The 26,476-nt window shown below is 67.5% G+C and carries 28 protein-coding genes; 20 read left to right on the top strand and 8 right to left on the bottom strand.

From position 1 onward, the window contains the following. Positions 1-48 precede the first annotated feature (48 nt). The 5 genes from ACIGFL_RS20515 to ACIGFL_RS20495 are packed head-to-tail and all read left to right on the top strand — an operon-like array spanning position 49 to position 3,331. Entirely contained in the window at positions 49-654 is a 606-nt protein-coding gene (locus tag ACIGFL_RS20515) for a CoA pyrophosphatase (protein ID WP_021444538.1), read from the top strand. Positions 655-676: 22 nt separating this feature from the next. Continuing rightward, complete coding sequence (locus tag ACIGFL_RS20510) at positions 677-1,201, top strand: gamma carbonic anhydrase family protein (protein WP_397498379.1); 525 nt, start codon at positions 677-679, stop codon at positions 1,199-1,201. Continuing rightward, positions 1,194-1,394 carry a DUF1289 domain-containing protein gene (locus ACIGFL_RS20505; protein WP_122108809.1) on the top strand — a complete coding sequence of 67 codons (201 nt, stop codon included), beginning with the start codon at positions 1,194-1,196 and terminating at the stop codon, positions 1,392-1,394. The genes ACIGFL_RS20510 and ACIGFL_RS20505 overlap by 8 nt, the downstream gene beginning before the upstream one ends. A gap of 24 nt (positions 1,395-1,418) precedes the next feature. Next, a complete protein-coding gene (gene purT / locus ACIGFL_RS20500; protein WP_397498378.1) occupies positions 1,419-2,600 on the top strand; it encodes a formate-dependent phosphoribosylglycinamide formyltransferase in 1,182 nt (393 codons plus the stop codon). Further along, positions 2,597-3,331 (top strand): SGNH/GDSL hydrolase family protein, encoded by a 735-nt coding sequence (locus ACIGFL_RS20495; protein WP_122108807.1) that lies wholly within the window; start codon positions 2,597-2,599, stop codon positions 3,329-3,331. The genes purT and ACIGFL_RS20495 overlap by 4 nt, the downstream gene beginning before the upstream one ends. Here the strand turns inward: ACIGFL_RS20495 and ACIGFL_RS20490 are convergent. Further along, entirely contained in the window at positions 3,303-4,589 is a 1,287-nt protein-coding gene (locus ACIGFL_RS20490; protein WP_021446151.1) for an HlyC/CorC family transporter, read from the bottom strand. The genes ACIGFL_RS20495 and ACIGFL_RS20490 overlap by 29 nt on opposite strands. A 10-nt stretch (positions 4,590-4,599) precedes the next feature. Further along, positions 4,600-5,400, bottom strand: coding sequence for an inner membrane protein YpjD (locus tag ACIGFL_RS20485; protein WP_021446150.1), 801 nt, complete (start codon positions 5,398-5,400; stop codon positions 4,600-4,602). A 158-nt stretch (positions 5,401-5,558) separates the two neighbouring features. Here ACIGFL_RS20485 and ffh point away from each other — a divergent pair, with 158 nt between their 5' ends. The 6 genes from ffh (at position 5,559) to ACIGFL_RS20455 (ending at position 9,568) form a co-directional block, all read left to right on the top strand. Then, positions 5,559-6,935, top strand: a complete 1,377-nt coding sequence (ffh, locus tag ACIGFL_RS20480; RefSeq protein WP_397498377.1) for a signal recognition particle protein — start codon at positions 5,559-5,561, stop codon at positions 6,933-6,935. Positions 6,936-7,076: 141 nt separating this feature from the next. Next, positions 7,077-7,328, top strand: a complete 252-nt coding sequence (gene rpsP, locus ACIGFL_RS20475) for a 30S ribosomal protein S16 (RefSeq protein WP_003246162.1) — start codon at positions 7,077-7,079, stop codon at positions 7,326-7,328. A gap of 8 nt (positions 7,329-7,336) precedes the next feature. Continuing rightward, on the top strand, positions 7,337-7,873 hold the full coding sequence (gene rimM, locus ACIGFL_RS20470; RefSeq protein WP_021446148.1) for a ribosome maturation factor RimM: 537 nt from the start codon (positions 7,337-7,339) through the stop codon (positions 7,871-7,873). 5 nt (positions 7,874-7,878) lie between these two features. Beyond that, positions 7,879-8,622: a tRNA (guanosine(37)-N1)-methyltransferase TrmD gene (trmD, locus tag ACIGFL_RS20465; RefSeq protein WP_021446147.1), complete on the top strand. Its 744-nt coding sequence runs from the start codon at positions 7,879-7,881 to the stop codon at positions 8,620-8,622. 42 nt (positions 8,623-8,664) lie between these two features. Then, positions 8,665-9,015 carry a 50S ribosomal protein L19 gene (gene rplS / locus ACIGFL_RS20460; protein ID WP_021446146.1) on the top strand — a complete coding sequence of 117 codons (351 nt, stop codon included), beginning with the start codon at positions 8,665-8,667 and terminating at the stop codon, positions 9,013-9,015. Between the two features lie 115 nt (positions 9,016-9,130). Further along, entirely contained in the window at positions 9,131-9,568 is a 438-nt protein-coding gene (locus ACIGFL_RS20455) for an acyl-CoA thioesterase (RefSeq protein ID WP_021446145.1), read from the top strand. On the opposite strand, the gene ACIGFL_RS20450 is transcribed toward ACIGFL_RS20455, so the two are convergent. Further along, positions 9,552-10,232, bottom strand: a complete 681-nt coding sequence (locus tag ACIGFL_RS20450; protein ID WP_397498396.1) for a hypothetical protein — start codon at positions 10,230-10,232, stop codon at positions 9,552-9,554. The genes ACIGFL_RS20455 and ACIGFL_RS20450 overlap by 17 nt on opposite strands. 208 nt (positions 10,233-10,440) lie before the next feature. Here ACIGFL_RS20450 and xerD point away from each other — a divergent pair, with 208 nt between their 5' ends. The 4 genes from xerD (at position 10,441) to thrC (ending at position 15,030) form a co-directional block, all read left to right on the top strand. After that, positions 10,441-11,337 carry a site-specific tyrosine recombinase XerD gene (gene xerD / locus ACIGFL_RS20445; protein ID WP_021446143.1) on the top strand — a complete coding sequence of 299 codons (897 nt, stop codon included), beginning with the start codon at positions 10,441-10,443 and terminating at the stop codon, positions 11,335-11,337. Positions 11,338-11,429: 92 nt separating this feature from the next. After that, on the top strand, positions 11,430-12,155 hold the full coding sequence (locus ACIGFL_RS20440; protein WP_397498376.1) for a thioredoxin fold domain-containing protein: 726 nt from the start codon (positions 11,430-11,432) through the stop codon (positions 12,153-12,155). 103 nt (positions 12,156-12,258) lie between these two features. Next, positions 12,259-13,563, top strand: a complete 1,305-nt coding sequence (locus tag ACIGFL_RS20435; RefSeq protein ID WP_397498375.1) for a homoserine dehydrogenase — start codon at positions 12,259-12,261, stop codon at positions 13,561-13,563. Positions 13,564-13,620: 57 nt separating this feature from the next. After that, positions 13,621-15,030 (top strand): threonine synthase, encoded by a 1,410-nt coding sequence (gene thrC, locus ACIGFL_RS20430; protein WP_397498374.1) that lies wholly within the window; start codon positions 13,621-13,623, stop codon positions 15,028-15,030. 104 nt (positions 15,031-15,134) lie between these two features. On the opposite strand, the gene ACIGFL_RS20425 is transcribed toward thrC, so the two are convergent. Beyond that, positions 15,135-15,386 carry a hypothetical protein gene (locus ACIGFL_RS20425; protein ID WP_021446139.1) on the bottom strand — a complete coding sequence of 84 codons (252 nt, stop codon included), beginning with the start codon at positions 15,384-15,386 and terminating at the stop codon, positions 15,135-15,137. A gap of 4 nt (positions 15,387-15,390) precedes the next feature. After that, positions 15,391-16,590 (bottom strand): CaiB/BaiF CoA transferase family protein, encoded by a 1,200-nt coding sequence (locus ACIGFL_RS20420; protein WP_397498373.1) that lies wholly within the window; start codon positions 16,588-16,590, stop codon positions 15,391-15,393. A gap of 132 nt (positions 16,591-16,722) precedes the next feature. Between ACIGFL_RS20420 and ACIGFL_RS20415 the strand changes: the two genes are divergently transcribed. Then, complete coding sequence (locus tag ACIGFL_RS20415; protein ID WP_021446137.1) at positions 16,723-17,265, top strand: YaeQ family protein; 543 nt, start codon at positions 16,723-16,725, stop codon at positions 17,263-17,265. Positions 17,266-17,287: 22 nt separating this feature from the next. Here the strand turns inward: ACIGFL_RS20415 and ACIGFL_RS20410 are convergent, their stop codons facing one another. Together ACIGFL_RS20410 and pxpB are read right to left on the bottom strand one after the other, a co-directional pair. Further along, positions 17,288-18,205: a biotin-dependent carboxyltransferase family protein gene (locus ACIGFL_RS20410; protein WP_397498372.1), complete on the bottom strand. Its 918-nt coding sequence runs from the start codon at positions 18,203-18,205 to the stop codon at positions 17,288-17,290. Next, positions 18,202-18,906, bottom strand: a complete 705-nt coding sequence (gene pxpB / locus ACIGFL_RS20405; protein ID WP_397498371.1) for a 5-oxoprolinase subunit PxpB — start codon at positions 18,904-18,906, stop codon at positions 18,202-18,204. Before pxpB ends, ACIGFL_RS20410 begins: the two co-directional genes overlap by 4 nt. A gap of 298 nt (positions 18,907-19,204) precedes the next feature. Here pxpB and recJ point away from each other — a divergent pair, with 298 nt between their 5' ends. From recJ to ACIGFL_RS20390, 3 genes are all read left to right on the top strand, one after another. After that, on the top strand, positions 19,205-20,914 hold the full coding sequence (gene recJ / locus ACIGFL_RS20400) for a single-stranded-DNA-specific exonuclease RecJ (protein ID WP_397498370.1): 1,710 nt from the start codon (positions 19,205-19,207) through the stop codon (positions 20,912-20,914). 163 nt (positions 20,915-21,077) lie between these two features. Further along, positions 21,078-21,800, top strand: a complete 723-nt coding sequence (locus ACIGFL_RS20395; RefSeq protein WP_397498369.1) for a tellurite resistance TerB family protein — start codon at positions 21,078-21,080, stop codon at positions 21,798-21,800. Positions 21,801-21,904: 104 nt separating this feature from the next. Next, entirely contained in the window at positions 21,905-23,560 is a 1,656-nt protein-coding gene (locus tag ACIGFL_RS20390) for a GMC family oxidoreductase (protein ID WP_397498368.1), read from the top strand. On the opposite strand, the gene ACIGFL_RS20385 is transcribed toward ACIGFL_RS20390, so the two are convergent. Next, positions 23,550-25,196: a diguanylate cyclase domain-containing protein gene (locus tag ACIGFL_RS20385; RefSeq protein ID WP_397498367.1), complete on the bottom strand. Its 1,647-nt coding sequence runs from the start codon at positions 25,194-25,196 to the stop codon at positions 23,550-23,552. The genes ACIGFL_RS20390 and ACIGFL_RS20385 overlap by 11 nt on opposite strands. 168 nt (positions 25,197-25,364) lie before the next feature. Between ACIGFL_RS20385 and prfB the strand changes: the two genes are divergently transcribed. Continuing rightward, a protein-coding gene (prfB, locus tag ACIGFL_RS20380) for a peptide chain release factor 2 (RefSeq protein WP_156350974.1) occupies positions 25,365-26,460 on the top strand; the annotation gives its coding sequence in 2 pieces (ribosomal slippage) (positions 25,365-25,436 and positions 25,438-26,460; 1,095 coding nt in all). The last annotated feature ends 16 nt before the right edge of the window (positions 26,461-26,476 follow it).

Below are 26,476 nucleotides of genomic sequence, written 5' to 3'. Positions count from 1 at the left end.
GACGCTTTCATGCCATGATGCCGGGCATAACAATCCCCGAGTGTGCCCATGCTGGACGAGTTGCTCCATCGCGTGCGCGGTCATCGGCCGCGCCCTCTGGAGACCGAGCGCAGCTTCCCCGAGGCGGCGGTGCTGGTCCCCATCACCCGCAGTGACGAACCCGAACTGGTGCTGACCCTGCGCGCCAGCGGTTTGTCGACCCACAGTGGCGAGGTGGCCTTCCCCGGCGGTCGGCGCGACCCGGAGGATCGCGACCTGGTGCATACCGCCCTGCGCGAAGCCGAGGAGGAAATCGGCCTGCCGCCGGGGCTGGTCGAGGTGATAGGACCGCTCAGCAGCCTGGTGTCACGCCACGGCATCCAGGTCACCCCCTATGTCGGCCTGGTGCCAGACTATGTGGAGTACAAGGCCAACGATGCCGAGATCGCCTCGGTGTTCTCGGTGCCGCTGGCGTTCTTCCGCGATGACCCGCGCGAATTGACCCACCGTATCGACTACCTCGGGCACAGCTGGTACGTGCCGTCCTACACCTATGGCGAGTACCGCATCTGGGGCCTGACCGCGATCATGGTGGTGGAGCTGGTCAATCTGCTGTACGACGACGCGCAGATCGCCCTGCACCAGCCGCCCGAACACTTCATTCATCTGCGTTGAACCCGTCGAGGAAAACCGAGCCATGAAATACCGCCTGGGAAGCTCCCGTGTCGAAGCCCACCCCGACAGCTGGGTCGCGCCGAGCGCCGACCTGATCGGCAAGGTGCGCCTGGAGGCCGGTGCCAGCGTCTGGTTCGGCGCCGTGCTGCGCGGCGACAACGAACTGATCCATATCGGCGAGCACAGCAACGTGCAGGACGGCAGCGTGCTGCACACCGACATGGGCTTCCCGCTGACCCTGGGCAAGGGCGTCACCGTGGGGCACAAGGTGATGATGCATGGCTGCACGGTGGACGATTACAGCCTGATCGGCATCAATGCGGTGATCCTCAACGGCGCGAAGATCGGTAAGTACTGCATCATCGGCGCCAACAGCCTGATCCCCGAAGGCAAGGTGATTCCCGATGGCAGCCTGGTCATGGGCAGCCCCGGCAAGGTGGTGCGCGAACTGACCGAGCAGCAGAAGAAGATGCTCGAGGCCAGCGCCGCCCATTACGTACACAACGCCCAGCGCTATGCCCGCGAACTGGTGCCTGACGATGAGTGATGTGGAAAAGCCGGTGCGCTCGCCCTGCGTGCAGGTCTGCGCGCTGGACGAGCAGGACGTCTGCATCGGTTGCCAGCGCACGGCTGACGAAATCACCCGCTGGGGCCGCATGGACAACGCCGAGCGGCGTGCGGTGTTGCAACTCTGTCTGCAGCGTGCCCGCGCCTCCGGTCATCTGCTGATGCCTTCCTGATTCTCTGTTCGAGGAGAGCCCTTCATGCCCCGTATTGGAACCCCCCTGTCGCCTTCCGCGACCCGCGTGCTGCTGTGCGGCTGCGGCGAGCTCGGCAAGGAAGTGGTGATCGAGTTGCAGCGCCTGGGCTGCGAGGTGATAGGCGTGGACCGTTACGCCAACGCCCCGGCCATGCAGGTGGCGCACCGCAGCCACGTGATCGACATGCTCGACGGCGCCGCCCTGCGTGCGGTGATCGAGGCCGAGCAGCCGCATTTCATCGTGCCCGAGATCGAGGCCATCGCCACCGCCACCCTGGTCGAGCTGGAGGCCGAGGGCTTCAACGTGGTGCCCACCGCACGCGCCGCACAGCTGACCATGAACCGCGAGGGCATCCGTCGCCTGGCCGCCGAGGAGCTGGGCTTGCCCACTTCGCCCTACCATTTCGCCGACACCTTCGAGCACTACGCCGCGGCGGTGAAATCCGTCGGTTACCCCTGCGTGGTCAAGCCGATCATGAGTTCTTCCGGCAAGGGCCAGAGCGTGCTGAAGAGCGACGCCGACCTGCAGTGCGCCTGGGACTATGCCCAGGAAGGCGGGCGCGCCGGCAAGGGCAGGGTCATCGTGGAAGGGTTTATCGACTTCGACTACGAGATCACCCTGCTTACCGTGCGCCACGCCGGCGGCACCAGCTTCTGCGCGCCGATTGGCCACCGTCAGGAGAATGGTGACTATCAGGAGTCCTGGCAGCCGCAAGCGATGAGCGCGCAGGCGCAGGCCGAGTCCGAGCGCGTGGCGCTGGCGGTGACCGAGGCGCTCGGTGGTCGCGGGCTGTTCGGCGTCGAACTGTTCGTCAAGGGCGACCAGGTGTGGTTCAGCGAGGTTTCTCCACGGCCGCACGACACCGGCCTGGTCACCCTGATATCCCAGGAACTGTCCGAGTTCGCCCTGCACGCGCGGGCCATTCTCGGCCTGCCGATTCCGGCGATCCGCCAGATGGGCCCGTCGGCGTCGGCGGTGATTCTGGTCGAAGGCGACTCGCAGCAGGCCAGTTTCGCCAATCTGGGCGCGGCGCTGAGCGAGGCGGACACCGCGCTGCGTCTGTTCGGCAAGCCCGAGGTCAAGGGCCAGCGGCGTATGGGCGTGGCCCTGGCGCGCGACGAGTCGATCGAGGCGGCGCGGGCCAAGGCGCTGCGCAGCGCCCGCGCGGTACGCGTGCAGCTGTGAGCCGGCACGCGCTGTGGTGGCTGGCGACGCTGCCGCTGCTGCCATTGGCGCTGCCGCTGGCATTGCATACCCGGCGCACGGCGTTACGTCTGCCGCCAGCGTCGGGAGCGACGCACGGCCTGTGCGGCGCGCAGTGGTCCGGCGAGCCGCTGCGCCTGCTGCTGATCGGCGAGTCCACCGTGGCCGGCGTGGGTGTGGCGAGCCTGGAGCAGGCCCTGGCCGCCTGTCTGGCGGCGGCGCTGGCCGAGCGTCTGCAGCGCCCGGTGCGCTGGCGGGCCTGCGGCGAGAACGGCATCACCGCGGCCCAGGCTCACGAGCGCCTGCTGCCGCAGGCACTGGCCGAGCCGGCCGAGTTGGCCTTGCTGGTATTCGGCGTCAACGACACCACCCATCTCACGCCGAGTGCGCGCTGGATGCAGGCGCTTGCCGGCATGGCCGACGGCTTGCGCGGGCGCGGGGTGCGCGTGGCGTTCAGCGCGGTGCCGCCGTTGCAGCACTTCAGCGCCTTGCCCTGGCTGCTGCGCCAGCTGATGGGCTGGCGCGCGCGCCTGCTCGACGCCGAGCTGCGCAGGCTCAGTGGGTGTCTGGGGGCAGAGTATTGCGCGCTGGAGTTGCCGTTCGAGCCGCGTTACCTGGCCGAGGACGGCTATCACCCCTCGGCGCTGGGTTACCGGCTGTGGGCCGAGGGCCTGGCCGAGCGTCTCACTCCGCTGCTGCGGCGTCCGCTTTGAGCTTTTCCGTCTGCCAGACCCGCACGCTTTTCACCCGGTTCTCCGTCGCCTGCAGGATCTCCAGGCGGTAGGGACCGATCTTCAGGCACACGGCGCTGTCGGGAATGCTCTCCAGCGCCTCGGTGATCAGGCCGTTGAGGGTCTTGGGGCCCTCGCTGGGCAGGTGCCAGCCGAGGGTCTTGTTCAGTTCGCGAATGTAGGCGGCGCCGTCGATCACGTAGGTGCCGTCGTCCTGCGGGTGGATGTCGGGGCTACGCAGGCTGTCCTGGTTGCTGAAGTCGCCGACTATCTCCTCGAGGATGTCTTCCAGGGTGACGATGCCGATCACCTCGCCGTACTCGTCGACCACTATGCCGATGCGCCGCTTGTGCTTCTGGAAGTTGATCAGCTGGGTCGACAGCGGGGTGTTCTCCGGCACGAAGTAGGGTTCGTGGCAGGCTGCCAGCAGGGCTTCCTTGGTCAGCTGGTTGTGGCTGAGCAGGCGGGCGATCTGGCGCATGTGCACCACGCCCTCGATCTGGTTGATGTCGCCGCGGAACACCGGCAGGCGGGTGTGCGGGGTGGTGCGCAGCTGGCCGACGATGCTTTCCAGGTCGTCGTCCAGGTCGATGCCGGCCACCTCGTTGCGCGGGATCATGATGTCGTCCACCGTCACCCGTTCCAGGTCGAGGATGCCCAGCAGCATGTTCTGCCGGTTCTTCGGCAGCTCTGCGCCGGATTCGCGCACCACGCTGCGCAGTTCCTCGGTGGACAGGCTGTCGCTGGCGCGTTGCGCCGGGTCGATGCCGAACAGGCGCAGCAGGCCGTTGCTGATCGCGCTGGTCAGCCAGACCACCGGGTAGAGCAGGCGCTGCAGCAGGTTGAGCAGGCGGCTGGCGGGGAAGGCCACCAGTTCCGGGCGCAGCGCGGCCAGGGTCTTGGGGGTGATCTCGCCGAAGATCAGCACGACGATGGTCAGGCCGGCGGTGGCGATGGCGATGCCGGCCTCGCCCCACAGGTCCACCGCCAGCACCGTGGCGATGGAGGCGGCGAGGATGTTGACCACGTTGTTGCCGACCAGGATGGTGCCGAGCAGGCGGTCCGGGCGATCGAGCAGGCGGGTCACCCGCTTGGCGCCCTTGTGCCCTTCCTTGGCCAGGTGCTTGAGCCGGTAGCGGTTGAGGCTGAGCATGCCGGTCTCGGAGCTGGAGAAGAACGCCGAGCAGAGGATGAGAAAGATCAGCAGGCCGAGCAGGTAGCTCGCATGAAGGTCGTCCAAGGAAGGCGCCTCAGATGTGCAGGATGAATTCGCGCACCAGCTTGCTGCCGAAGTAGGCCAGCATCAGCAGGCAGAACCCGGCTAGGGTCCAGCGAATGGCCTTGTGCCCGCGCCAGCCCAGGCGGTGGCGACCCCACAGCAGCACGGCGAACACCACCCAGGCGAAGCTGGAAAGGATGGTCTTGTGCGCCAGGTGCTGGGCGAGCAGGTCGTCGAGAAACAGCGCGCCGGACAGCAGCGACAACGACAGCAGCAGCCAGCCGGCCCAGAGGAAACCGAACAGCAGGCTCTCCATGGTCTGCAGCGGCGGGAAGTTCTTGATCAGCCCGGAGGGGTGCTTGTGCTTGAGCTGATAGTCCTGCAGCAGCAGCAGGATCGACTGGAACACGGCGATGGTGAGCATGCCGTAGGCCAGGATCGACAGCAGGATATGGGCCAGGATGCCAGGGTGTTCGTCGATCGGGCGGATGGTACCCGAGGGCAGGAACTCGGCAGCCAGCACGGTCAGCCCGCCCAGGGGGAACAGCAGCAGCAGCAGGTTCTCCACCGGGATGCGCAGACAGGCCAGCAGGGTCAGGGCGATCACCGCGTAGGCGATCAGGCTGGCGGCATTGAAGAAGTCCAGGGTCAGGCCGTGGACGTCGTGCAGCTGGAGGAACAGGCTGCCGCCGTGGAAGCACAGGGCGAGCACGCCGAGCAACGCCAGCAGGCGCTTGTCGGGGGTGCTGCGCTGAGTCAGGCGCAGGCCCTGGTAGGTGGCGGCGCCGGCGTACAGGCAGGCGGCGGCGAGGCTGGGCAGCAGAGGGTGCATAAATCCGTGTAAGGCGAGCCCGAAAGGCGCTGAGTGTGGCACAGATGATCGCCCGCACGAAAGACCGCTGGCGGTGTCGGTGGCGCGGCGACTTGGCTATAATCCGCCGCCTGTCGTACACCCGACTCCGGTCGAGCCGCACTTCCAAAGGAACGCGCATGTTCGAAAATCTTACCGATCGCCTGTCCCAGACCCTGCGTAACGTCACGGGCAAGGCCAAGCTCAGCGAAGACAACATCAAGGACACCCTGCGCGAAGTGCGCATGGCCTTGCTCGAGGCCGACGTGGCCCTGCCGGTGGTCAAGGACTTCGTCGCCAAGGTCAAGGAGCGCGCGGTCGGCACCGAGGTGTCGAAGAGCCTGACCCCGGGCCAGGCCTTCGTGAAGATCGTCCGCGCCGAGCTGGAAGAGCTGATGGGCGCGGCCAACGAGGATCTGGCGCTGAATGCCGCGCCGCCGGCCGTGGTGCTGATGGCCGGCCTGCAGGGGGCGGGCAAGACCACCACTGCCGGCAAGCTGGCCAAGTTCCTCAAGGAGCGCAAGAAGAAGTCGGTGTTGCTGGTCTCGGCCGACGTCTACCGTCCGGCGGCGATCAAGCAGCTGGAAACCCTGGCTGGCGACCTGGGCGTGACCTTCTTCCCCTCCGATGCCAGCCAGAAGCCGGTGGACATCGCCAATGCGGCGATCCGCGAAGCCAAGCTGAAGTTCATCGACGTGGTCATTCTCGATACCGCCGGTCGTCTGGCCATCGACGCCGAGATGATGGCCGAGATCCAGGCCCTGCACGCCGCGGTCAAGCCGGTGGAAACCCTGTTCGTGGTCGATGCCATGACCGGCCAGGACGCCGCCAATACCGCCAAGGCCTTCAGCGACGCGCTGCCACTGACCGGCGTGGTGCTGACCAAGGTCGACGGCGACGCCCGCGGCGGTGCCGCGCTGTCGGTGCGGCATATCACCGGCAAGCCGATCAAGTTCATCGGCATGGGCGAGAAGAGCGACGCGCTCGAGCCCTTCCACCCGGATCGTATCGCCTCGCGCATCCTCGGCATGGGCGACGTGCTCAGCCTGATCGAACAGGCCGAGCAGACCCTCGACCGCGAGAAGGCCGAGAAGCTCACCAAGAAGCTGAAGAAGGGCAAGGGCTTCGATCTCGAGGACTTCCGCGACCAGCTGCAGCAGATGAAGAACATGGGCGGCCTCGGCGGCCTGATGGACAAGCTGCCGACCATCGGCGGGGTCAACCTGGCGCAGATGGGCAACGCCCAGGGCGCGGCGGAGAAGCAGTTCAAGCAGATGGAGGCGATCATCAACTCGATGACCCCGGCCGAGCGTCGCGACCCGGACATCATCAGCGGCTCGCGCAAGCGCCGTATCGCCCTGGGTTCCGGCACCCAGGTGCAGGACATCGGCCGGCTGATCAAGCAGCACAAGCAGATGCAGAAGATGATGAAGAAATTCACCGCCAAGGGCGGCATGGCCAAGATGATGCGCGGCATGGGCGGCATGTTGCCCGGCGGCGGCATGCCGAAATTCTAGGGCCTGCGCCCCGGCCGATGGCCGGGCGGAAAAAGAGATTTGCAAACCGCCGCATAATCCTTAAAATATGCGGCCTTTCGGGCCTAGGCCCATTTTAAGTGTGTGCCTTAAGTTAGCACCGACTACAGGAACGATGTTCACATGGTAACCATCCGTCTTGCTCGTGGCGGCTCCAAAAAGCGCCCCTTCTACCACCTGACCGTGACCAACAGCCGCAATGCGCGCGATGGTCGTTTCGTTGAGCGCATCGGCTTCTTCAACCCGATCGCTGCCGGTGGCGAAGTGCGTCTGTCCGTCGACCAGGAGCGCGCGACCTACTGGCTGGGCCAGGGCGCTCAGCCGTCTGAGCGTGTTGCTCAGCTGCTCAAGGAAGCTGCCAAGGCTGCCGCCTAAGCACTTTTATGAGTACGACGCCGGCCGTCGCCGAGGATCTGGTGGTTCTCGGCAAGATTGTTTCGGTGCACGGCGTCAGGGGCGAAGTGAAGGTCTATTCCTTTACCGATCCCATCGATAACGTGCTCGATTACCCGCGCTGGACGCTCAGGCGTGACGGCGAGGTAAAGCAAGTGGAACTGGCCAGCGGCCGCCTGCAAGGCAAGGTGCTGGTTGCCAAGTTGAAAGGTCTGGATGATCGCGAGATTGCGCGTACCTACGCCGGTTTCGAGATCTGCGTGCCGCGTGGCGAGCTGCCTGACCTGGATGATGGCGAGTTCTACTGGTACCAGTTGCAAGGTCTGAAGGTCGTCGATCAGGCGGGGCAGTTGCTCGGCGTGGTCGATCATCTGTTCGAGACCGGTGCCAACGATGTGATGGTGGTCAAGCCCTGCGCGGGCAGCCTGGATGAGCGCGAGCGCCTGTTGCCCTATACCGGGCAGTGCGTGCTGGCGGTGGACCTGGCAGCCGGCGAGATGCGGGTCGACTGGGATGCGGACTTCTAAGGCCTATGCGCGTCGAAGTCATCACCCTGTTCCCGGAAATGTTTGCCGCCATCGGCGAGTACGGCATCACCAGTCGTGCGGTCAGGCAGGAGCTGCTCAAGCTGCACTGCTGGAATCCGCGGGACTACACCACGGATCGCCACCATACGGTGGACGACCGCCCCTTCGGCGGTGGCCCGGGGATGGTGATGAAGATCAAGCCTCTCGAGGACGCCCTGGCCAGTGCCAGGCAGGCCGCGGGGGAGGCGGCGAAGGTGATCTACCTGTCGCCGCAGGGGCGTCGTCTGAATCAGGCGGCGGTCCGCGAGCTGGCGCAGGAGCAGGCACTGATCCTGATCGCCGGTCGTTACGAAGGTATCGACGAGCGTTTCATCGAAACGCATGTCGACGAGGAATGGTCGATTGGCGACTACGTCCTGTCCGGCGGCGAGCTGCCGGCCATGGTGCTGATCGACGCGGTGACGCGCCTTTTGCCTGGTGCATTGGGTCATGCCGATTCGGCCGAGGAGGACTCCTTTACGGATGGCCTGCTCGACTGCCCGCACTACACCCGTCCGGAGGTGTATGCGGATAAACGTGTTCCCGAGGTGTTGCTTAGTGGCAACCACGAACACATCCGGCGCTGGCGTTTGCAGCAGTCCCTTGGGCGGACCTGGGAACGTCGCACCGATCTTCTGGATAGCCGCTCGCTTTCTGGAGAAGAGAAAAAGCTGCTGGAGGAATACATCCGCCAGCGGGACGATAGTTAACGTATCGATGGCAGGCCGGGAGGCTTGTCTTAGGAGCGCAGCATGACCAACAAGATTATCCAGATGCTCGAAGCCGAGCAGATGAACAAAGAAATCCCGAGCTTCGCCCCGGGCGACACCGTGATCGTTCAGGTGAAGGTGAAGGAAGGCGACCGTCAGCGTCTGCAGGCCTTCGAAGGCGTCGTCATCGCCAAGCGTAACCGCGGCCTGAACAGCGCCTTCACCGTGCGCAAGATCTCCAGCGGTGTGGGCGTCGAGCGTACCTTCCAGACCTACTCGCCGCTGGTCGACAGCCTGAGCGTCAAGCGTCGCGGCGACGTGCGCAAGGCCAAGCTGTACTACCTGCGCGACCTGTCCGGCAAAGCCGCGCGCATCAAGGAAAAGCTGTCCTAAGTTCGGACGCCTTTCTGAAAGAAGCAGCCTACGGGCTGCTTTTTTCGTTTCTGGGCCCGTCGACCGGCGGGTTTCGCGGCCCGGCCGAACCACATCGATTGCGAGCAGTAGTGGCATGAGTCCGAGAGAGCAAGAAATCCAGCGGCGCATCGCGCTGTCGGAAACCCGCGTGACCAAGGCGGTGTTCCCGCCGAGTACCAATCACCACAACACCCTGTTCGGCGGCACGGCGCTGGCCTGGATGGACGAGGTGTCCTTTATCGCCGCCACGCGGTTCTGCCGCTTGCCGCTGGTCACCGTGTCCAGCGACCGCATCGACTTCAAGCATGCGATTCCGGCCGGCTCCATCGTCGAGCTGGTCGGGCGGGTGAGCAAGGTGGGCAACACCAGCCTCAAGGTTGCGGTCGAGGTGTTCGTCGAGGGGCTGTATCAGGAAGGGCGCGAGCACGCCATCAGCGGCAGTTTCAGTTTCGTCGCGGTCGACGAGCGGCAGAAGCCGGTGCCGGTGCTGCCGGGCTTTGCGCCGGAGGCGGGCGTCAGGGACGCAGGCTGATCTTCAGGCTGGCCTGCGACAGGTCGATGTTGTGCAGGCTGAGGCTGCCGAAGCTCTGTCCGGCGGGGGCGTCCTTGACGCGGATATTGTCGAAGCGCAGTTCGCCGATGGAGCTGGGCAGGTTGACGTTGAACGAGCCGTCGTCGTTCAGCGTCGAACGCAGCTTGCTGGTGTCGTACTGCGCGTCGCGCAGGCCGGTCTCGGCATCCAGGTTGTCCAGCACCGGCATCACCAGCTTGGCCAGCTGCTTGACCGTGCCCAGGCCGTCGCCGCTTTCGGCGCGCAGCAGCAGACCTTGCAGGGCGTCGTCCAGACCCTGGGCGCTGACCGCGCTCATTTCCGTGTCGCTCAGCGCCTGCATGCCCGGCGCGGTCTCCTGGCGGCTGATGCTGCTGGGCGGCTGCAGCCGCTGGATGTCGGCGCTGGCCATCTGGAAGGGGCTCATCAGGGCGGCCACCAGGGTGGCGGCCAGGCGCAAGTTGCTCTGCTTCTTCAGGGCCTTGCTCAGCTGCTTCTGGGTCAGCAGCCCTTGCTCGATCAGTACTTCGCCCAGGCGTTTGTGGCTGACGAGTTGCACTTTGATCGCCGCGTCCAGCTGTGCGGGGGTGATCAGACCCTTGTTGATCAGGATCTGGCCGAGACGGGAGTGGGCGTGGTTGGGCATGGCGCTACCGGTGGCGTGATGGCAGGGTGCAATCATGGCGTCACCCACTCCGGCTGTCACCCAACCAAGGATAGGCTTGCCGGGCCACTGGTCGTATGACGCGTCGCGACGACCGACCGACGGTTGTCCGGCTGTTTCCATTGGTTGCACTCGTCCTGTCGGTCTCGGCTGTGGAACACTAGGCGCCCTCTGCCTGCGAAGAGTCCTCATGGCCACCCTGTCCCATCCCTTGATCGAGCGTTTCCTCGAGGCCCAGTGGTTCGAGAAGGGGCTGTCCGCCCATACCCGCGCCGCCTACCGCAGCGACCTGGAACACTTCAACGCCTGGCTCGACGCGCGCGGCCTGGCGCTTGCGCAGATCGGCCGCGAGGCGCTGCTCGATCACCTGGCCTGGCGCCTGGAGCAGGGCTATCAGGCGCGCTCCACCGCGCGTTTTCTCTCCGGGCTGCGCGGCTTCTACCGCTTTCTGTTGCGCGAGGGGCTGATCGGCGAAGACCCCAGCCTGCAGGTCGAGTTGCCGCAGATCGGCCGGCCGCTGCCCAAGTCGCTGTCCGAGGCGGACGTCGAGGCGCTGCTGCAGGCGCCGGATCTGGACGACCCCATCGGCCTGCGCGACCGCGCCATGCTCGAGGTGCTGTATGCCTGTGGCCTGCGGGTGACCGAGCTGGTGTCGTTGAGCCTGGAGCAGGTCAATTTGCGCCAGGGCGTGCTACGGGTGTTCGGCAAGGGCAGCAAGGAACGCCTGGTGCCACTGGGCGAGGAGGCCATCGCCTGGATCGAGCGCTACAGCCGCGAGGCGCGTCCGCTGCTGCTCGGCGGCAAGCCCAGCGACGTGCTGTTCCCCAGCCTGCGTGGCGAGCAGATGACCCGCCAGACCTTCTGGCACCGGATCAAGCATCAGGCCCGGGTGGCCGGTATCGCCAAGCCGCTGTCGCCGCACACCCTGCGCCATGCCTTCGCCACCCACCTGCTCAACCATGGCGCCGACCTGCGCGTGGTGCAGATGCTGCTGGGCCATAGCGACCTGTCCACCACGCAGATCTACACCCATATCGCCAGGGCGCGCCTGCAGGAGTTGCACGCGCTGCACCATCCGCGCGGCTAGGCCTGCCGTCCGGTCGCCGGCGAGCTGCCTGGCCGGCCATCTGTGGTAGGCTGTGCCGATCTTCGCCCGTCCCTCGTTCGACAGGAGTGTTCATGTCCCTGACCCGTATTTCCGTTGCCCTGGCGCTGGTGCTGGGCAGCAGTTTCAGCCTGGCCGCCGATCCCGATCAGGCCATCCGCCAGAGCCTGACCTCGCTGGATGCCAGCCTGCCGATCGAGGCCATCGCCGAGAGCCCGATGCCGGGCATCTATCAGGTTCAGCTCAAGGGCGGGCGCCAGCTCTACACCAGCGCCGACGGCCAGTTCCTCATGCAGGGCTACCTGTTCCAGGTCAAGGACGGCAAGGCGGTCAACCTCACCGAGATCGAGGAAAGCCGCGCGGTGGCCAAGCAGATCAACGCCATTCCGGCCAAGGAAATGGTGGTGTTCGCGCCCAAGGCGCCGAAGACCCATATCACCGTGTTCACCGACACCGATTGCGGCTACTGCCAGAAGCTGCACAGCGAAGTGCCCGAGCTCAACCGCCTGGGCGTCGAGGTGCGCTACGTCGCCTTCCCGCGCCAGGGCCTGAGCAGCCCGGCGGCCCAGGAGCTGGTCAACGTCTGGTGCGCCAAGGACCAGCAGGAAGCGATGAACCGCGCCAAGGCCCGCCAGAGCGTGGCCGAGGCGCAGTGCGACAACCCGGTGGCCAAGCAGTACGAGCTGGGCCAGATGATCGGGGTCAACGGCACGCCGGCCATCGTCCTGGCCAACGGCAAGATGATCCCGGGTTATCAGCCGGCGCCGCAGCTGGCCAAGATCGCCCTGGAGTCCAACTGAGCCGTGGATTGACTAACAAACAGCCGCTTCGTAAGGTGCGGCTCTTTATCCGCGGCCGGGGCATGCTCCGGCCGTTTCGTGCAGTGCTGATGGGGAATTGAGTGTGAAGCCGGTCAAAGTGGGCATCTGTGGGTTGGGTACCGTCGGTGGCGGTACCTTGAATGTACTCAAGCGCAACGCCGAGGAGATTACTCGGCGCGCCGGTCGCGGCATCGAGATTGCCCAGATCGCCATTCGCTCGCCCAAGCCGCAGTACGACATTACCGGCATCGCCACCACCGATGACGTGTTCGCCGTCGCGAGCAATCCCGAGATCGATATCGTCATCGAGCTGATCGGTGGCTACACCCTGGCCCGCGATCTGGTGCTCAAGGCCATCGACAACGGCAAGCACGTGGTCACCGCCAACAAGGCGCTGATCGCCGTGCACGGCAACGAGATCTTCGCCAAGGCGCGCGAGAAGGGCGTGATCGTCGCGTTCGAGGCCGCCGTGGCCGGCGGCATCCCGGTGATCAAGGCGATCCGTGAGGGCCTCGCCGCCAACCGCATCAACTGGCTGGCCGGGATCATCAACGGCACCGGCAACTTCATCCTGACCGAAATGCGCGAGAAGGGCCGCGCCTTCGACGACGTGCTCAAGGAAGCCCAGGCGCTGGGCTATGCCGAGGCCGACCCGACCTTCGACGTCGAGGGCATCGACGCCGCGCACAAGCTGACCATTCTCGCCTCCATCGCCTTCGGCATCCCGCTGCAGTTCGACAAGGCCTACACCGAAGGCATCACCCGCCTGACCACCGCCGACGTCAACTACGCCGAGGCGCTGGGCTATCGCATCAAGCACCTGGGCGTGGCCCGCCGTACCGAGGCCGGTTTCGAGCTGCGCGTGCACCCGACGCTGATCCCGGCCGATCGCCTGATCGCCAACGTCAACGGCGTGATGAACGCGGTGATGGTCAATGGCGATGCCGTGGGCAGCACCCTGTATTACGGCGCCGGCGCCGGCATGGAGCCGACCGCCTCGGCGGTGGTGGCCGACCTGGTCGACGTGGTGCGTGCGCTGACCACCGACCCGACCAACCGCGTGCCGCACCTGGCCTTCCAGCCGGATTCGCTGTCCGATCACCCGATCCTGCCCATCGAGCAGTGCGAGAGCGCCTACTACCTGCGCATCCAGGCCAAGGACCATCCGGGCGTGCTGGCCCAGGTGGCGAGCATCCTCTCCGAGCGCGGCATCAACATCGAGTCGATCATGCAGAAGGAAGCCGAGGAGCAGGACGGCCTGGTGCCGATGATCCTGGTCACCCATCGCGTGGAGGAGGCGAGTATCCTCGATGCCATCGCCGCCATGGAAGCGCTGGACGGCGTGGCCTCGCCCATCGTCCGTATCCGCGTCGAGCAGCTCAACTAATCCCGTGTCCGCCCGCAGGTCTTGGCCTGCGGGTGCAGCAGAACGAAGGTTTATCCCATGCGCTATATCAGTACCCGCGGCCAGGCGCCGGCCCTGAATTTCGAAGACGTGCTGCTGGCCGGCCTGGCCAGCGACGGCGGCCTCTACGTGCCGGAAAATCTGCCACGTTTCACCGTCGAGGAAATCGCCTCCTGGGCCGGCCTGCCCTATCACGAGCTGGCGTTCCGGGTGATGCGCCCGTTCGTTGCCGGCAGCATCGCTGACGCCGACTTCAAGAAGATTCTCGAGGAAACCTACGGCATGTTCGCCCACAACGCCGTGGCGCCGCTGCGCCAGCTCAACGGCAACGAGTGGGTGCTGGAGCTGTTCCACGGCCCGACCCTGGCGTTCAAGGACTTCGCCCTGCAGCTGCTCGGCCGCCTGCTCGACCATGTGCTGGCCAAGCGCGGTGAGCGCGTGGTGATCATGGGCGCCACCAGCGGCGATACCGGCTCGGCGGCCATCGAAGGCTGCAAGGCCTGCGACAACGTCGACATCTTCATCATGCACCCGCACAACCGCGTGTCCGAAGTGCAGCGCCGGCAGATGACCACCATCCTCGGTGAGAACATCCACAACATCGCCATCGAGGGCAACTTCGACGACTGCCAGGAGATGGTCAAGGCCAGCTTCGCCGACCAGGGCTTCCTCAAGGGTACCCGCCTGGTGGCGGTCAACTCGATCAACTGGGCGCGGATCATGGCCCAGATCGTCTACTACTTCCACGCTGCGCTGCAGCTCGGCGCGCCGGCTCGCTCCATCGCCTTCTCGGTGCCGACCGGCAACTTCGGCGACATTTTTGCGGGGTATTTGGCTCGCAACATGGGCCTGCCGGTCAGCCAGCTGATCGTCGCCACCAACCGTAACGACATCCTGCACCGCTTCATGAGTGGCAATCGGTATGTGAAAGAGACCCTGCACCCGACCCTGTCGCCGTCGATGGACATCATGGTGTCGTCCAACTTCGAGCGCCTGCTGTTCGACCTGCATGGCCGCAACGGCGCCGCCATCGCCGGGCTGATGGAAACCTTCAAGCAGGGCGGCGGCTTCAGTGTCGAGGACGATCGCTGGACCGAGGCGCGCAAGCTGTTCGACTCGCTGGCGGTGGACGACGCGCAGACCTGCGAGACCATCGCCGAGGTCTATGCCGAGTGCGGCGAGCTGCTCGACCCGCACACCGCCATCGGCGTGCGCGCCGCCCGCGAATGCCGGCGCAGCCTGGCCACGCCCATGGTGGTGCTGGGCACCGCGCACCCGGTCAAGTTTCCCGAAGCGGTGGAAAAGGCCGGCATCGACGCGGTGCCGGCGCTGCCGCCGCACCTGGCCGACCTGTTCCAGCGCGAGGAGCGCTGCACCGTGCTGGCCAACGACCTGAAGACCGTGCAGCAGTTCGTCGCCGCTCACGGCAACCGCGGCAAGCCGCTGTAAGCGTTATCCCTGGCAACGCAAACCGGCGCCCTCGTGGCGCCGGTTTCGTTTCGCTGGCTGGCGCCTCGCCCCGAGCGCAGCGATCCCCGGGGTCGATGGCCGAGTCAGCCGCCGAAGATCAGTGCCAGCAGTGCGCTCAGGCCGATCAGCGCCAGCCAGATCAGGGCGTTGAGCCTGCTGGCGAGGAGGATGGCCGGCCCGCGCGGGCGAATCGGCGGATTCTCTTCCAGATACAGATCAACGCGCCGGGTCGCCTCTTCCTCGCTCAGGCGCTGACGCAGGCGCAGCAGCTCGATGGCCGCCTCGCGCTGCTCCAGGCGCAGCAGGCGGCGTACCTCCTCCGGCAGCTCGTCCACGGCCTCAGATCGCGCCCGAATCGCGCAGTGCGGCGATCTGCGCGGCGTCGTAGCCCAGGCTGGCGAGCACCTCGGCGTTGTGTTCGCCCAGTGTCGGGCCGGTCCATTCCACCGAGCCGGGGGTGTCGGACAGCTTGGGCACTATGCCGGGCATCTTGAACGCCTTGCCGTCGGGGAGCTTGGCCGAAAGGAACATCTCGCGGGCGAGAAACTGCGGGTCGTCGAGCATGTCCGCCGCCGAGTAAATGCGGCTGGCCGGCACCTCGGCGCGCTTGAGCAGCGCTTCCACCTCGCTCAGCGGCAGGCTCGCCGCCCAGCGGTCGATCACCCCGTACAGCTCGTCGCGCCGCGCATCGCGCCCGGCGTTGTCGGCCAAGTCCGGGGCCTCGGCCAGATCGGCGCGGCCGATGGCGCGCATAAAGCGCTGGAAGATCGCATCGCCGTTGGCGCCGATCTGGATATGCCGGCCGTCGGCGCAGGTGTGGATGGAGGAGGGGGTGATGCCGGGCATGATATTGCCGCTGCGCTCGCGCACGAAGCCGAACACGTCGAACTCCGGCACCATCGACTCCATCATGGCGAACACCGCCTCGTACAGCGCCACGTCCACCACCTGGCCGCTGCCTCCGTTGACCTCGCGTTGGCGCAGCGCCATCAGCGCGCCGATCACGCCCCACAGCGCGGCGATGGAGTCGCCGATGCTGATGCCGGTACGCACCGGCGGGCGATCCTCGAAACCGGTGATATAGCGCAGCCCGCCCATGGACTCGCCGACCGCGCCAAAGCCCGGCTGATCCTTCAGCGGCCCGCTCTGGCCGAAGCCGGACAGGCGCACCATCACCAGCTTGGGGTTCAGCGCGTGCAGCACGTCCCAGCCCAGGCCGAGCTTCTCCAGCACGCCGGGGCGGAAGTTCTCGATCAGGATATCGGCGTCCGCCAGCAGCTGTTTCAGTACCTCCAGGCCCTGCGGGTGCTTGAGGTTAAGGGTGATCGAGCGCTTGTTGCGCGCCTGCACGAACCACCACAGCGAGGTGCCTTCGTAGAGCTTGCGCCACTTGCGCAGCGGGTCGCCACCGTCGGGCGATTCCACCTTGATCACCTCGGCGCCGAACTCGGCGCAGATGCGCGCGGCGAAGGGGCCGGCGATCAGACTGCCGAGTTCGATCACTTTCAGGCCGGCGAGGGGTTTGCTGGGCGCGCTCATGGTGGCTCCTGTGGCTGCAATGCCTGCAAGCCTATTGCATTGGCGGTGGCCTGGCCACGGGCGCATCGCTAGGGCACGGGTCGAAGGATCAGGGTAGACTTGCCGCCTTTACGACCAGCCAAGAAGCCCGCCATGGCCCTGCCATCGACCACCTACAAGATCGACCTGAACCTCACCGACATGGACCGCAGCGTCTACGAGAGCCTGCGTTTCACTGTCGCCCGGCACCCTTCGGAGACCGAGGAGCGCCTGGCCGCGCGGCTGATCGCTTATGCGCTGTTCTATCACGAGCAGTTGGCCTTCGGCCGCGGTCTGTCGGACGTCGACGAGCCGGCGCTGTGGGAGAAGAGCCTGGACGGCCGCGTGCTGCACTGGATCGAGGTCGGCCAGCCGGACAGCGAGCGCATCACCTGGTGCTCGCGGCGTACCGAGAAGTTCAGCCTGGTGGCCTACGGCAACCTGCGCGTGTGGCAGAGCAAGGAACTGGACCCGGTGCGCAGCCTGAAGAACATCAACGTGGTCGCCCTCGGCCAGGAGGCCTTGGCCGACCTGGCGCTGGACCTGCCGCGCTCGCTGTCCTGGAGCCTGATGATCAGCGACGGCGAGCTGTTCGTCACCGACGAGCGCGGCCAGCATGAGATTCCCCTGGAGTGGCTGGCCGGCGAGCGCGGCTGAGGCGGCTTGCGGGAGCGGTGGCTCAGGCGCACCACTGCGCCAGTATGCGACGCTGCTGACGCTGCGCCTCGTCGAGGGCGATGGGCCGCAGGCGCACCCGACTGCCAGGCAGGCATTGCGCCAGACGCGCCACCGCCAGCGGGGTGAGGGCGCCCAGGCGCGGGTAGCCGCCGATGGTCTGGCGGTCGTTGAGCAGGACGATGGGCTGGCCGTCGCTGGGCACCTGGATCGCCCCCAGTGGCACGCCCTCGGACACCATCGACCGGCGCGCGCACTGCAGCACTGGGCCGCGCAGGCGGATGCCCATGCGGTCGGCGCGCTGGTCGACCCGCCATTCGAGGTTGAACGCATCGAACAGGCTCTGCCCGCTGAAGTCGCCGATCTGCGCGCCGAGGATCACCGGCAGCAGGGCATCGCCGTCGAACCGGGCGATCTGCGCGGCGGCCAGGGCGCGTGGCGCCGGCGCCGGGCCCTGCCACTGCAGGCAGTCGCCGGCCGTCAGCGGGCGGCCGTCGCCGTGCAGGCCGCCGAGCGCTTCGCGGCGCACCGTGGCGCAACTGCCCAGCACCGCTTCGGCGCGAAAGCCGCCAGGCGCCGCCAGGTAGGCGCGCACGCCCTGGCGCGGCTGGGCAAAGCGCAGGCGCTGGCCCTGGCCGATGCGGAAGCTGCGCCCGGGCGCCAGCGCCTGGCCGTCGAGGCTGGCGCCGAGGTCGGCGCCGGTCAGCGCCAGGCAGCTGTCGCGCTCGGCGAGCAGCTCGAAATTACCCAGGACGATCTCCACCACCGGCGCCGCCAGCGGGTTGCCCAGCAGCCAGTTGGCCCAGTGGTGCGAGCACCAGTCGGCGCTGCCGCCCTGGGTCACGCCGAGGTGGCGCACGCCGAAGCGGCCGCCGTCCTGCAGGCTGGCGAGGGCGCCGCTGCGTTCGATCAACAGGCTCATGGCGTCTCCTCGAAGGGGCTGTCGTCGCCGCCCAGGCGCACGAACTCGTCGCGCTCGATCGCCACGAAACGCACCCGGTCGCCCGGACGCAGCAGGCTGTAGCCGTCCAGCCGGCGGTCGAACAGTTGGCTCGGGCTGCGTCCGATCAGGTTCCAGCCGCCGGGTGAGACCTGCGGGTAGATCGCGGTCTGACGGTCGGCGATGCCCAGGCTGCCGGCCGCCACGCGTTGGCGCGGGGTGCTCAGGCGCGGGCTGGCCAGGCATTCGTCGACCAGCCCCATAAAGGCGAAGCCGGGGGCGAAACCCAGGGCGAATACCTGGTAGCTGTGTGCACTGTGGCGCTCGATCACGCCGCCGATGCCCAGCCCGCTGCGCTGGCCGAGCAGCGCCAGCTCGGGGCCGACGCTGGGGTGGTACCACACCGGAATCTGCAGTTCGCGACCGTTGGTATCGGCCTGTGGAGAGAGGTTTTCGAAAGCCTGGGCGATCCGCGCACGGGCCTGGCGGTCGTCCAGCTGCTGCAGGTCGTAGTGCAGCAGCAGGGTGGTGTAGGAGGGCACCAGGTCCACCAGCGCCGGGCCGAAGGCGGCGCGCAGCCGTTCGCCGGCGGCCAGCAGCCAGGGCATGTTGCTTTCCTCGATCCGCTCGAACAGGCGCAGGATCAGGCAGTCGATGCCGACCACCTCGATGCGCGGGGTCATGGCCGCAGGCTCCGCGTCCCCGGGGCGGTGGGCGGCGAGCTCGGCAACGGGGAAGGGGCGCTGCATCGGTGTCCTCTGGCGGCCTGCCTGGGCCTGGGGCCGGCGGATGGAAAGGTCGCCCTCATTCTGAGAGAGGCCAGCGGCCGCTCGCAAGCCGTGGCCGGGCTGCTTTGCTGTATGCTTGCCGACTCGCGGCCCGGGCGGCCGGACGCAGGGGCCGTGCCCAGCGCCGCCGCTTGGCCTTGACCCCGTTGCCTGCGCCCACGATGGCGCGCGCCGCCATGCCGGAATCCGATTGATGCGCATCGACCTTCGCCCGCTGCCCGTGCAACTGCCCGACCTGGGCAACCTGCCGCCGCTGCTGACCCGCCTCTATGCCGCCCGTGGCGTGCAGTCCGCCGAGGAGCTGGACAAGGGCCTGGCGCGGTTGATCCCCTTTCAGCAGCTCAAGGGCATCGAGGCGGCGGTGCAGTTGCTGGTCGAGGCGCTGGAGCAGCGCCAGCGCATCCTCATCGTCGGCGACTTCGATGCCGACGGTGCCACCGCCAGCTCGGTCGGCGTGCTCGGCCTGCGCCTGCTCGGCGCCGCGCATGTCGATTACCTGGTGCCGAACCGCTTCGAATACGGCTACGGCCTGACCCCGGAAATCGTCGCGGTGGCGCTGCAGCGCCAGCCCGACCTGCTGCTGACGGTGGACAACGGCATCTCCAGCGTCGACGGCGTGGCCGCGGCCAAGGCCGCCGGGCTCAGGGTGCTGGTCACCGACCACCACCTGCCGGGGGCGGAGCTGCCGGCGGCCGACGCCATCGTCAATCCCAACCAGCCGGGCTGCGACTTCCCGAGCAAGGCCATGGCCGGCGTCGGGGTGATGTTCTACGTGCTGCTGGCGCTGCGTGCGCGCCTGCGCGAGCTGGACTGGTTCACCAGCCGCGCCGAGCCGAATCTGGGCGAGCTGCTCGACCTGGTGGCCCTGGGCAGCGTCGCCGACGTGGTGCCGCTGGACGCCAACAACCGCATCCTGGTGCACCAGGGCCTGGCGCGCATCCGTGCCGGCCGGGCACGACCGGGGCTCAAGGCGATCCTCGAGGTGGCCGGGCGGCAGGCGGCGCGCATCAGCTCCACCGACCTCGGTTTCATCCTCGGCCCACGGCTGAACGCCGCCGGCAGGCTGGACGACATGAGCCTGGGCATCGAATGCCTGCTCTGCGACGACGAGGCGCTGGCGCGCGACATGGCGGTGCAGCTCGATCAGCTCAACCAGGACCGCAAGGCCATCGAGCAGGGCATGCAGCGCGAGGCCCTGGCCCAGCTCAAGGACTTGCCGCTGCAGGACATGCCGTTCGGCCTGTGCCTGTTCGAGGCCGACTGGCACCAGGGCGTGATCGGCATCCTCGCCTCGCGCCTGAAGGAGCGTTACCACCGCCCGGCCATCGCCTTCGCCGACGCCGGCGACGGCCTGCTCAAGGGCTCGGCGCGCTCGGTGCCGGGGCTGCATATCCGCGATGCGCTGGACGCCGTGGCCGCCCGCCACCCGGGGCTGATCAGCAAGTTCGGCGGGCATGCCATGGCCGCCGGGCTGTCGCTGCCGCAGGAAAATTTCGGCGCCTTCGCCGCCGCCTTCGACGCCGAGGTGCGCCGCCAGCTCAGCGAGGACGACCTGACCGGGCGCCTGCTCTCCGACGGCCAGCTCGACGCCACCGAGTTCCACCTGGAGCTGGCCCGCGCCCTGCGCAATGCCGGGCCCTGGGGCCAGCATTTCCCCGAGCCGCTGTTTCATGGTGTGTTCCAGATCGTCCAGCAACGCATCGTCGGCGAACGTCACCTCAAGCTGGTGCTCAAGACCGAATGCGGCAGCGTGCAGCTCGACGGCATCGCCTTCAACATCGACCGTGAGGTCTGGCCCAACCCGACGCTGCGCTGGGCCGAGCTGGCCTACAAGCTCGACCTCAACGAGTTCCGCGGCAACGAGAGCGTGCAGCTGCTGGTGGCACATATCGCCCCGCGCTGAGGGGCAGGGCGAAATCCGCTGTAACCAAAGGCGCCGGCCGGCGGCGTCGAACTCTGCTAGAAACTCCTGGCGCCAGCGCCCAGTGCGGGCGCCTGGAACATCCGGAATTTCCCTGCACGGCCAGGGTCGGATGCTACGCCGCCCACCTGCAGGAGAACCCGTGATGAACACCAGCAATCTGCTCGACCAACTGCTCAAGGCTGGCCAGCAGGCCATGCAGAAATCCTCCTCCGGTCAGACCCAGGGCAGCGCCGGCGGCCTGGGCGGGCTGCTCTCCGGCAGCGGCCTCGGCAGCCTGCTCTCCGGGGCCGGTGGCGGCGCCCTGGCCGCCGGCGCGGTAGGCCTGCTGCTGGGTAACAAGAAGGCGCGCAAGATGGGCGGCAAGGCGCTGACCTATGGCGGCCTGGCCGCGCTCGGCGTGATCGCCTACAAGGCCTACGGTAACTGGCAGGCGCAGCAGGCTGCTCAGGGTGGCCCGCAGCCGGTGGAGCCGCAGACCCTGGATCGCCTGCCGGCGCCGCAGGTCGAGCAGCACAGCCGCGCCATCCTCAAGGCGCTGGTGGCCGCCGCCAAGGCTGATGGCCATGTCGACCAGCGCGAGCGCCAATTGATCGAAGAGGAGCTGGGCAAGCTGGCACAGGACGCCGAGCTGCAGCAGTGGCTGCACACCGAGCTGAACAAGCCGCTCGACCCGGCCGAGGTGGCGCGCGCCGCCAGCACCCCGGAGATGGCCGCGGAGATGTACATCGCCAGCGTGCTGATGGTGGACGAGGAGCACTTTATGGAACGCGCCTACCTCGAGGAATTGTCCCGCCAGCTCAAGCTCGATCCGGCGCTCAAGCGCGAGCTGGAAGCCCAGGTGCGGGTCGAACTGAGCGCGGTCTGAGTCGGGGCGCCGGGCGGGGCTATCAGACCAAAAGATCATTCATCCTCGCCCCCGGCCTGTTCTAGGCTGGTGGCCGATGACCAGAACGACACGCGAGGATGCCCATGTCGCCAGCGCCCCTGGATGCCTATGACTACCTGATCGTCGGCGCCGGTCCTGCCGGCTGCCTGCTGGCCAACCGCCTGTCCGCCGACCCCGGCGTCAGCGTGCTGCTGATCGAGGCCGGCGGGCGCGACAACCACCCCTGGATCCATATTCCGGTCGGCTACCTCTACTGCATCGGCAACCCGCGCACCGACTGGTGCTACAGCACCGAGGCCGAGCCCGGCCTGCACGGCCGCGCGCTGAAGTACCCGCGCGGGCGGGTGCTCGGCGGCAGCTCGTCGATCAACGGCATGATCTACATGCGCGGCCAGGCCGCCGACTACGACGCCTGGGCCGCGGCGGGCAATCCCGGTTGGGCCTGGCGCGACGTGCTGCCGCTGTTCAAGCGCACGGAAAACCACTTCGCCGGCGCCAGCGCGCTGCACGGCGGTGCCGGCGAGTGGCGGGTCGAGCGCCAGCGGCTGTCTTGGGAGATCCTCGAGGCCTTCCGGGAAGCCGCGGCGCAGAGCGGTATCGCCAGCGTCGAGGACTTCAACGGCGGCGACAACGAGGGCTGCAGCTACTTCCAGGTCAACCAGCGGCGCGGCGTGCGCTGGAATGCGTCAAAGGCCTTCCTGCGCGGTATCCGCCAGCGCGCCAATCTGCAGGTGCTGACCGGTGCCGAGGTCGAGCGCCTGGAACTGGCCGAGGGACGGGCCCGCACCCTGCAGCTGCGCTGGCGGGGGCGCACGCTCGGCGTGGCGGCGCGTCGCGAGATCGTCCTGTGCGCCGGCGCGATCGGCACCCCGGCGCTGTTACAGCGCTCGGGCATCGGCCCCAGGCCCCTGCTCGAACGCTTGGGCATCGGCGTGCGCCATGAGCTGCCTGGGGTCGGCGCGAACCTGCAGGATCACCTGCAGCTGCGCCTGATCTACCGGGTCAACGGCGTGAAAACCCTCAACCGCATCGCCGCCAGTTCCTGGGGCAAGCTGGGCATGGGCCTGGAGTACCTGCTCAAGCGCAGCGGGCCATTGTCGATGGCGCCCAGCCAGCTCGGCGCCTTCGCCAAATCCGACCCCGGCCAGGCCCGCGCCAACCTGCAGTATCACGTGCAGCCGCTGTCGCTGGAGCGTTTCGGCGAGCCGTTGCACGATTTCCCGGCCTTCACCGCTTCGGTGTGCAACCTGCGTCCGCACAGCCGCGGGCGCATCGAGATCGCCGCGGCGGAGGCCGGCGTCGCGCCGTCGATCCGGCCCAACTACCTGAGCGACGAACGCGACCTGCAGGTGGCGGCCGACGCCATCCGCCTGACCCGGCGCATCGTCGCCGCCCCGGCGCTGGCGCCCTACGGTCCGCAGGAATACAAACCGGGGCCGGATTATCGCAGCGAGGACGATCTGCGGCGGGCGGCGGGGGAGATCGGCACCACCATCTTCCACCCGGTGGGCACCTGCGCCATGGGCCAGGGCCGCGACGCGGTGGTCGACGCCCGCCTGCGCGTGCACGGCATCGCCGGGCTGCGCATCGCCGATGCCTCGATCATGCCGAGTATCGTCTCCGGCAACACCTGCTCGCCGGTGCTGATGATCGCCGAGAAGGCCGCAACGCTGATCGCCGAGGACGCGCGGCGGCCGGCGCTGGCCGCGTCGCCTCGGGTTGTCGCGGTTACGGGCTGAGCGCAGCCGCCTGACGCTGGAATTCGGCGCGATTGCGCCCGCCCTGCTTGGCCCGGTACAGCGCCTGGTCGGCCAGTTGCAAGGCCTCGTCCAGCTCGGCGTGATCCAGCGGCCAGATGGCGCCGCCGATGCTGCAGCCGATGGCGACGCGCCCGACTTCCAGCAGCACCGGCTGGCCGAGCGCGGCGATGGCCCGCTCGGCGACCAGGCTGGCATGCTGCAGCGCCTCCTGGCCGGGCACCTGCAGCACCATGAGGAACTCGTCGCCGCCCAGGCGCGCCACCATGTCGCCGTCGCGCAGGCAATGGCGCAGGCGCTGGGCGATTTCGCGCAGCAGGTGGTCGCCGGCGGCGTGGCCGAAGCTGTCGTTGATCGGCTTGAAACCGTCCAGGTCGAGATAGAGCAGGGCCAGGCAGCCCTGTTGCAGGCGTGCGCGCTGCTGCGCCTGGGGCAGGAATTTCTCCAGCGCCATGCGGTTGGGCAGGCCGGTGAGGACGTCGTGGTGGGCCAGGGTCTCCATGGCGCCGAGGGCGGTCTGCTGCTGGGTCAGGCTTTCCACCAGGTGGCGGATCGACTGGCTCAGCTGCTCGATCTCGCGGCTGCCGCGCAGGTCGGGGATCTCGGTGATCTCGCCGGCGCTGAGGCGGTCGGCGGCGTCGGCGATCTGCCGCAGCGGACGGATGAAATAGCCGCTGAGCAGCCAGCCGAGCACGGCGAACAGCAGGGCCAGGCCGCTGCCCCACAGCAGGATACTGAACAACAGGCGGCGCGCCGGGGCGTAGGCCTGCTCCAGCGGCTGGCGCGCCACCACGGTCCAGCCCAGGCCGGGGTAGTCGTGATAACCCTGGCTCAGGGTCAGGCCGGTGAGGTAGTCGACGCCGTCCGGCCACTGCTGCACCGTCCACTGGCTGTTGCCCGGGGCCAGCTCGTCCAGCGTCGGCAGGTGCAGGCGCTGGCCGATCATCGAGCGCGGGCCGAGGAGGATGTCGCGGTCCCGGCCGATGACGAAGAACTCGACGCTGCGGCGATCCTGCATGGGTCCGAGGATCGACTGGCGCACCTCGTCGGCCCAGCCCCAGGACAGGTGGCAGGCCAGCACGCCGCTCAGGCCGCCGTCGCCGGCTAGCACCGGCAGGCTGATGTCGACGAACTTCATCGCCTCGCCGCTGGGGTTGGGCAGCAACTTGGCCAGCAGCAGCGCCTCGTGCACGTCACCGATGAACAGGCCCTGGCGACCCTCCAGGTACACCGGGCGCTGGGCGATGCTGGCGCCCTCCAGCACGCCATTGCTGGAGGCCTGCACGTTGCCCTGTGGGTCGGTGAAGCCGATCCAGGCGATGCTGGGTATTTCCTGCTGCAGGCTGTCTAGCAGGCGCCGTACCTCGCCGATATCGTCCGGCTGGCGCAGCGCCTGCAGGTTGCCCAGCACCCGCAGCACGGCGGCGCGGGCGGCCATGTCGCGATCCAGGCGGTCGACCATGACGTAGGACAGCTCCGCCAGGTCGCGGCCGACCTCGTTGCGCAGTTGTTCGCTGCTGTACTGGCCGATCAGGGTGCCCAGCAGCCAGCTGAGGGCGCCGACCAGGAGGGCGATAAGGAGGGCGATACGGCTGCGCAGGCTGTGCGATGCGGGCATGACGGGGGATTTCCAGGGGGGCGGCCACTGCTGTCGGCTGTTGCCCAAGTATAGTGCGCCGTTGATCCAGAACGCTGTGATCGGTTGCCGATGATGGGCTGCCAGGGCGCATGCGCTCGGGTATAATCGCCGGCTTTTCCGTCCGATTTGCCGCGAGCGCCGACTACCATGGAAATCAATCCGATCCTCAACGCCATCAAGGACCTGTCCGAGCGGACCCAGAGCATTCGGGGGTATCTTTGACTACGATCACAAGCATGATCGTCTGGTCGAAGTAAACCGCGAGCTGGAAGACGCCAGCGTCTGGAACAACCCCGAGTACGCGCAGAACCTGGGCCGCGAGCGCGCCATGCTGGCGCAGATCGTCGAGACCATCGACGACCTCACCGGCAGCCTGGCCGATTCCAAGGATCTGCTGGAAATGGCCGCCGAAGAGAACGACGAAGGCGCGGTGAACGACATCGTCGCCGAAGTCGAACGCCTGCGCGACATCCTCGAGAAGCTGGAATTCCGCCGCATGTTCAGCGGCGAGATGGACCCCAACAACTGCTACCTGGATATCCAGGCCGGCTCCGGCGGCACCGAAGCGCAGGACTGGGCCAATATCCTGCTGCGCATGTACCTGCGCTGGGCCGACAAGCGCGGCTTCGACGCCACCATCATCGAACTGTCCGAAGGCGAAGTCGCCGGCATCAAGGGCGCCACCGTGCACATCAAGGGCGAGTACGCCTTCGGCTGGCTGCGCACCGAGATCGGCGTGCACCGCCTGGTGCGCAAGAGCCCGTTCGACTCCGGCGCCCGTCGCCACACCTCGTTCTCGGCGGTGTTCGTCTCGCCCGAGATCGACGACAAGGTGGAGATCGAGATCAACCCGGCCGACCTGCGCATCGACACCTACCGCTCCTCCGGCGCCGGTGGCCAGCACGTCAACACCACCGATTCGGCGGTGCGTATCACCCACGTGCCGACCAACACCGTGGTGGCCTGCCAGAACGAGCGTTCCCAGCACGCCAACAAGGACACCGCGATGAAGATGCTGCGGGCCAAGTTGTACGAGCTGGAGATGATGAAGCGCAACGCCGCCTCGCAGGCCCTGGAAGACAGCAAGTCGGACATCGGCTGGGGGCATCAGATCCGTTCCTACGTGCTCGATGACTCGCGCATCAAGGATCTGCGGACCGGCGTCGAGCGTAGCGACTGCCAGAAGGTCCTCGATGGCGACCTCGACCAGTACCTCGAGGCCAGCCTCAAGCAGGGCCTGTAACCCTCCCAACCCCCCT

Origin of the sequence: Pseudomonas sp. NPDC077649 (assembly GCF_044542855.1) — a bacterium.
In the GTDB taxonomy this organism is placed as follows: domain Bacteria; phylum Pseudomonadota; class Gammaproteobacteria; order Pseudomonadales; family Pseudomonadaceae; genus Aquipseudomonas.
This window is presented reverse-complemented; position numbering and strand designations above follow the sequence as displayed.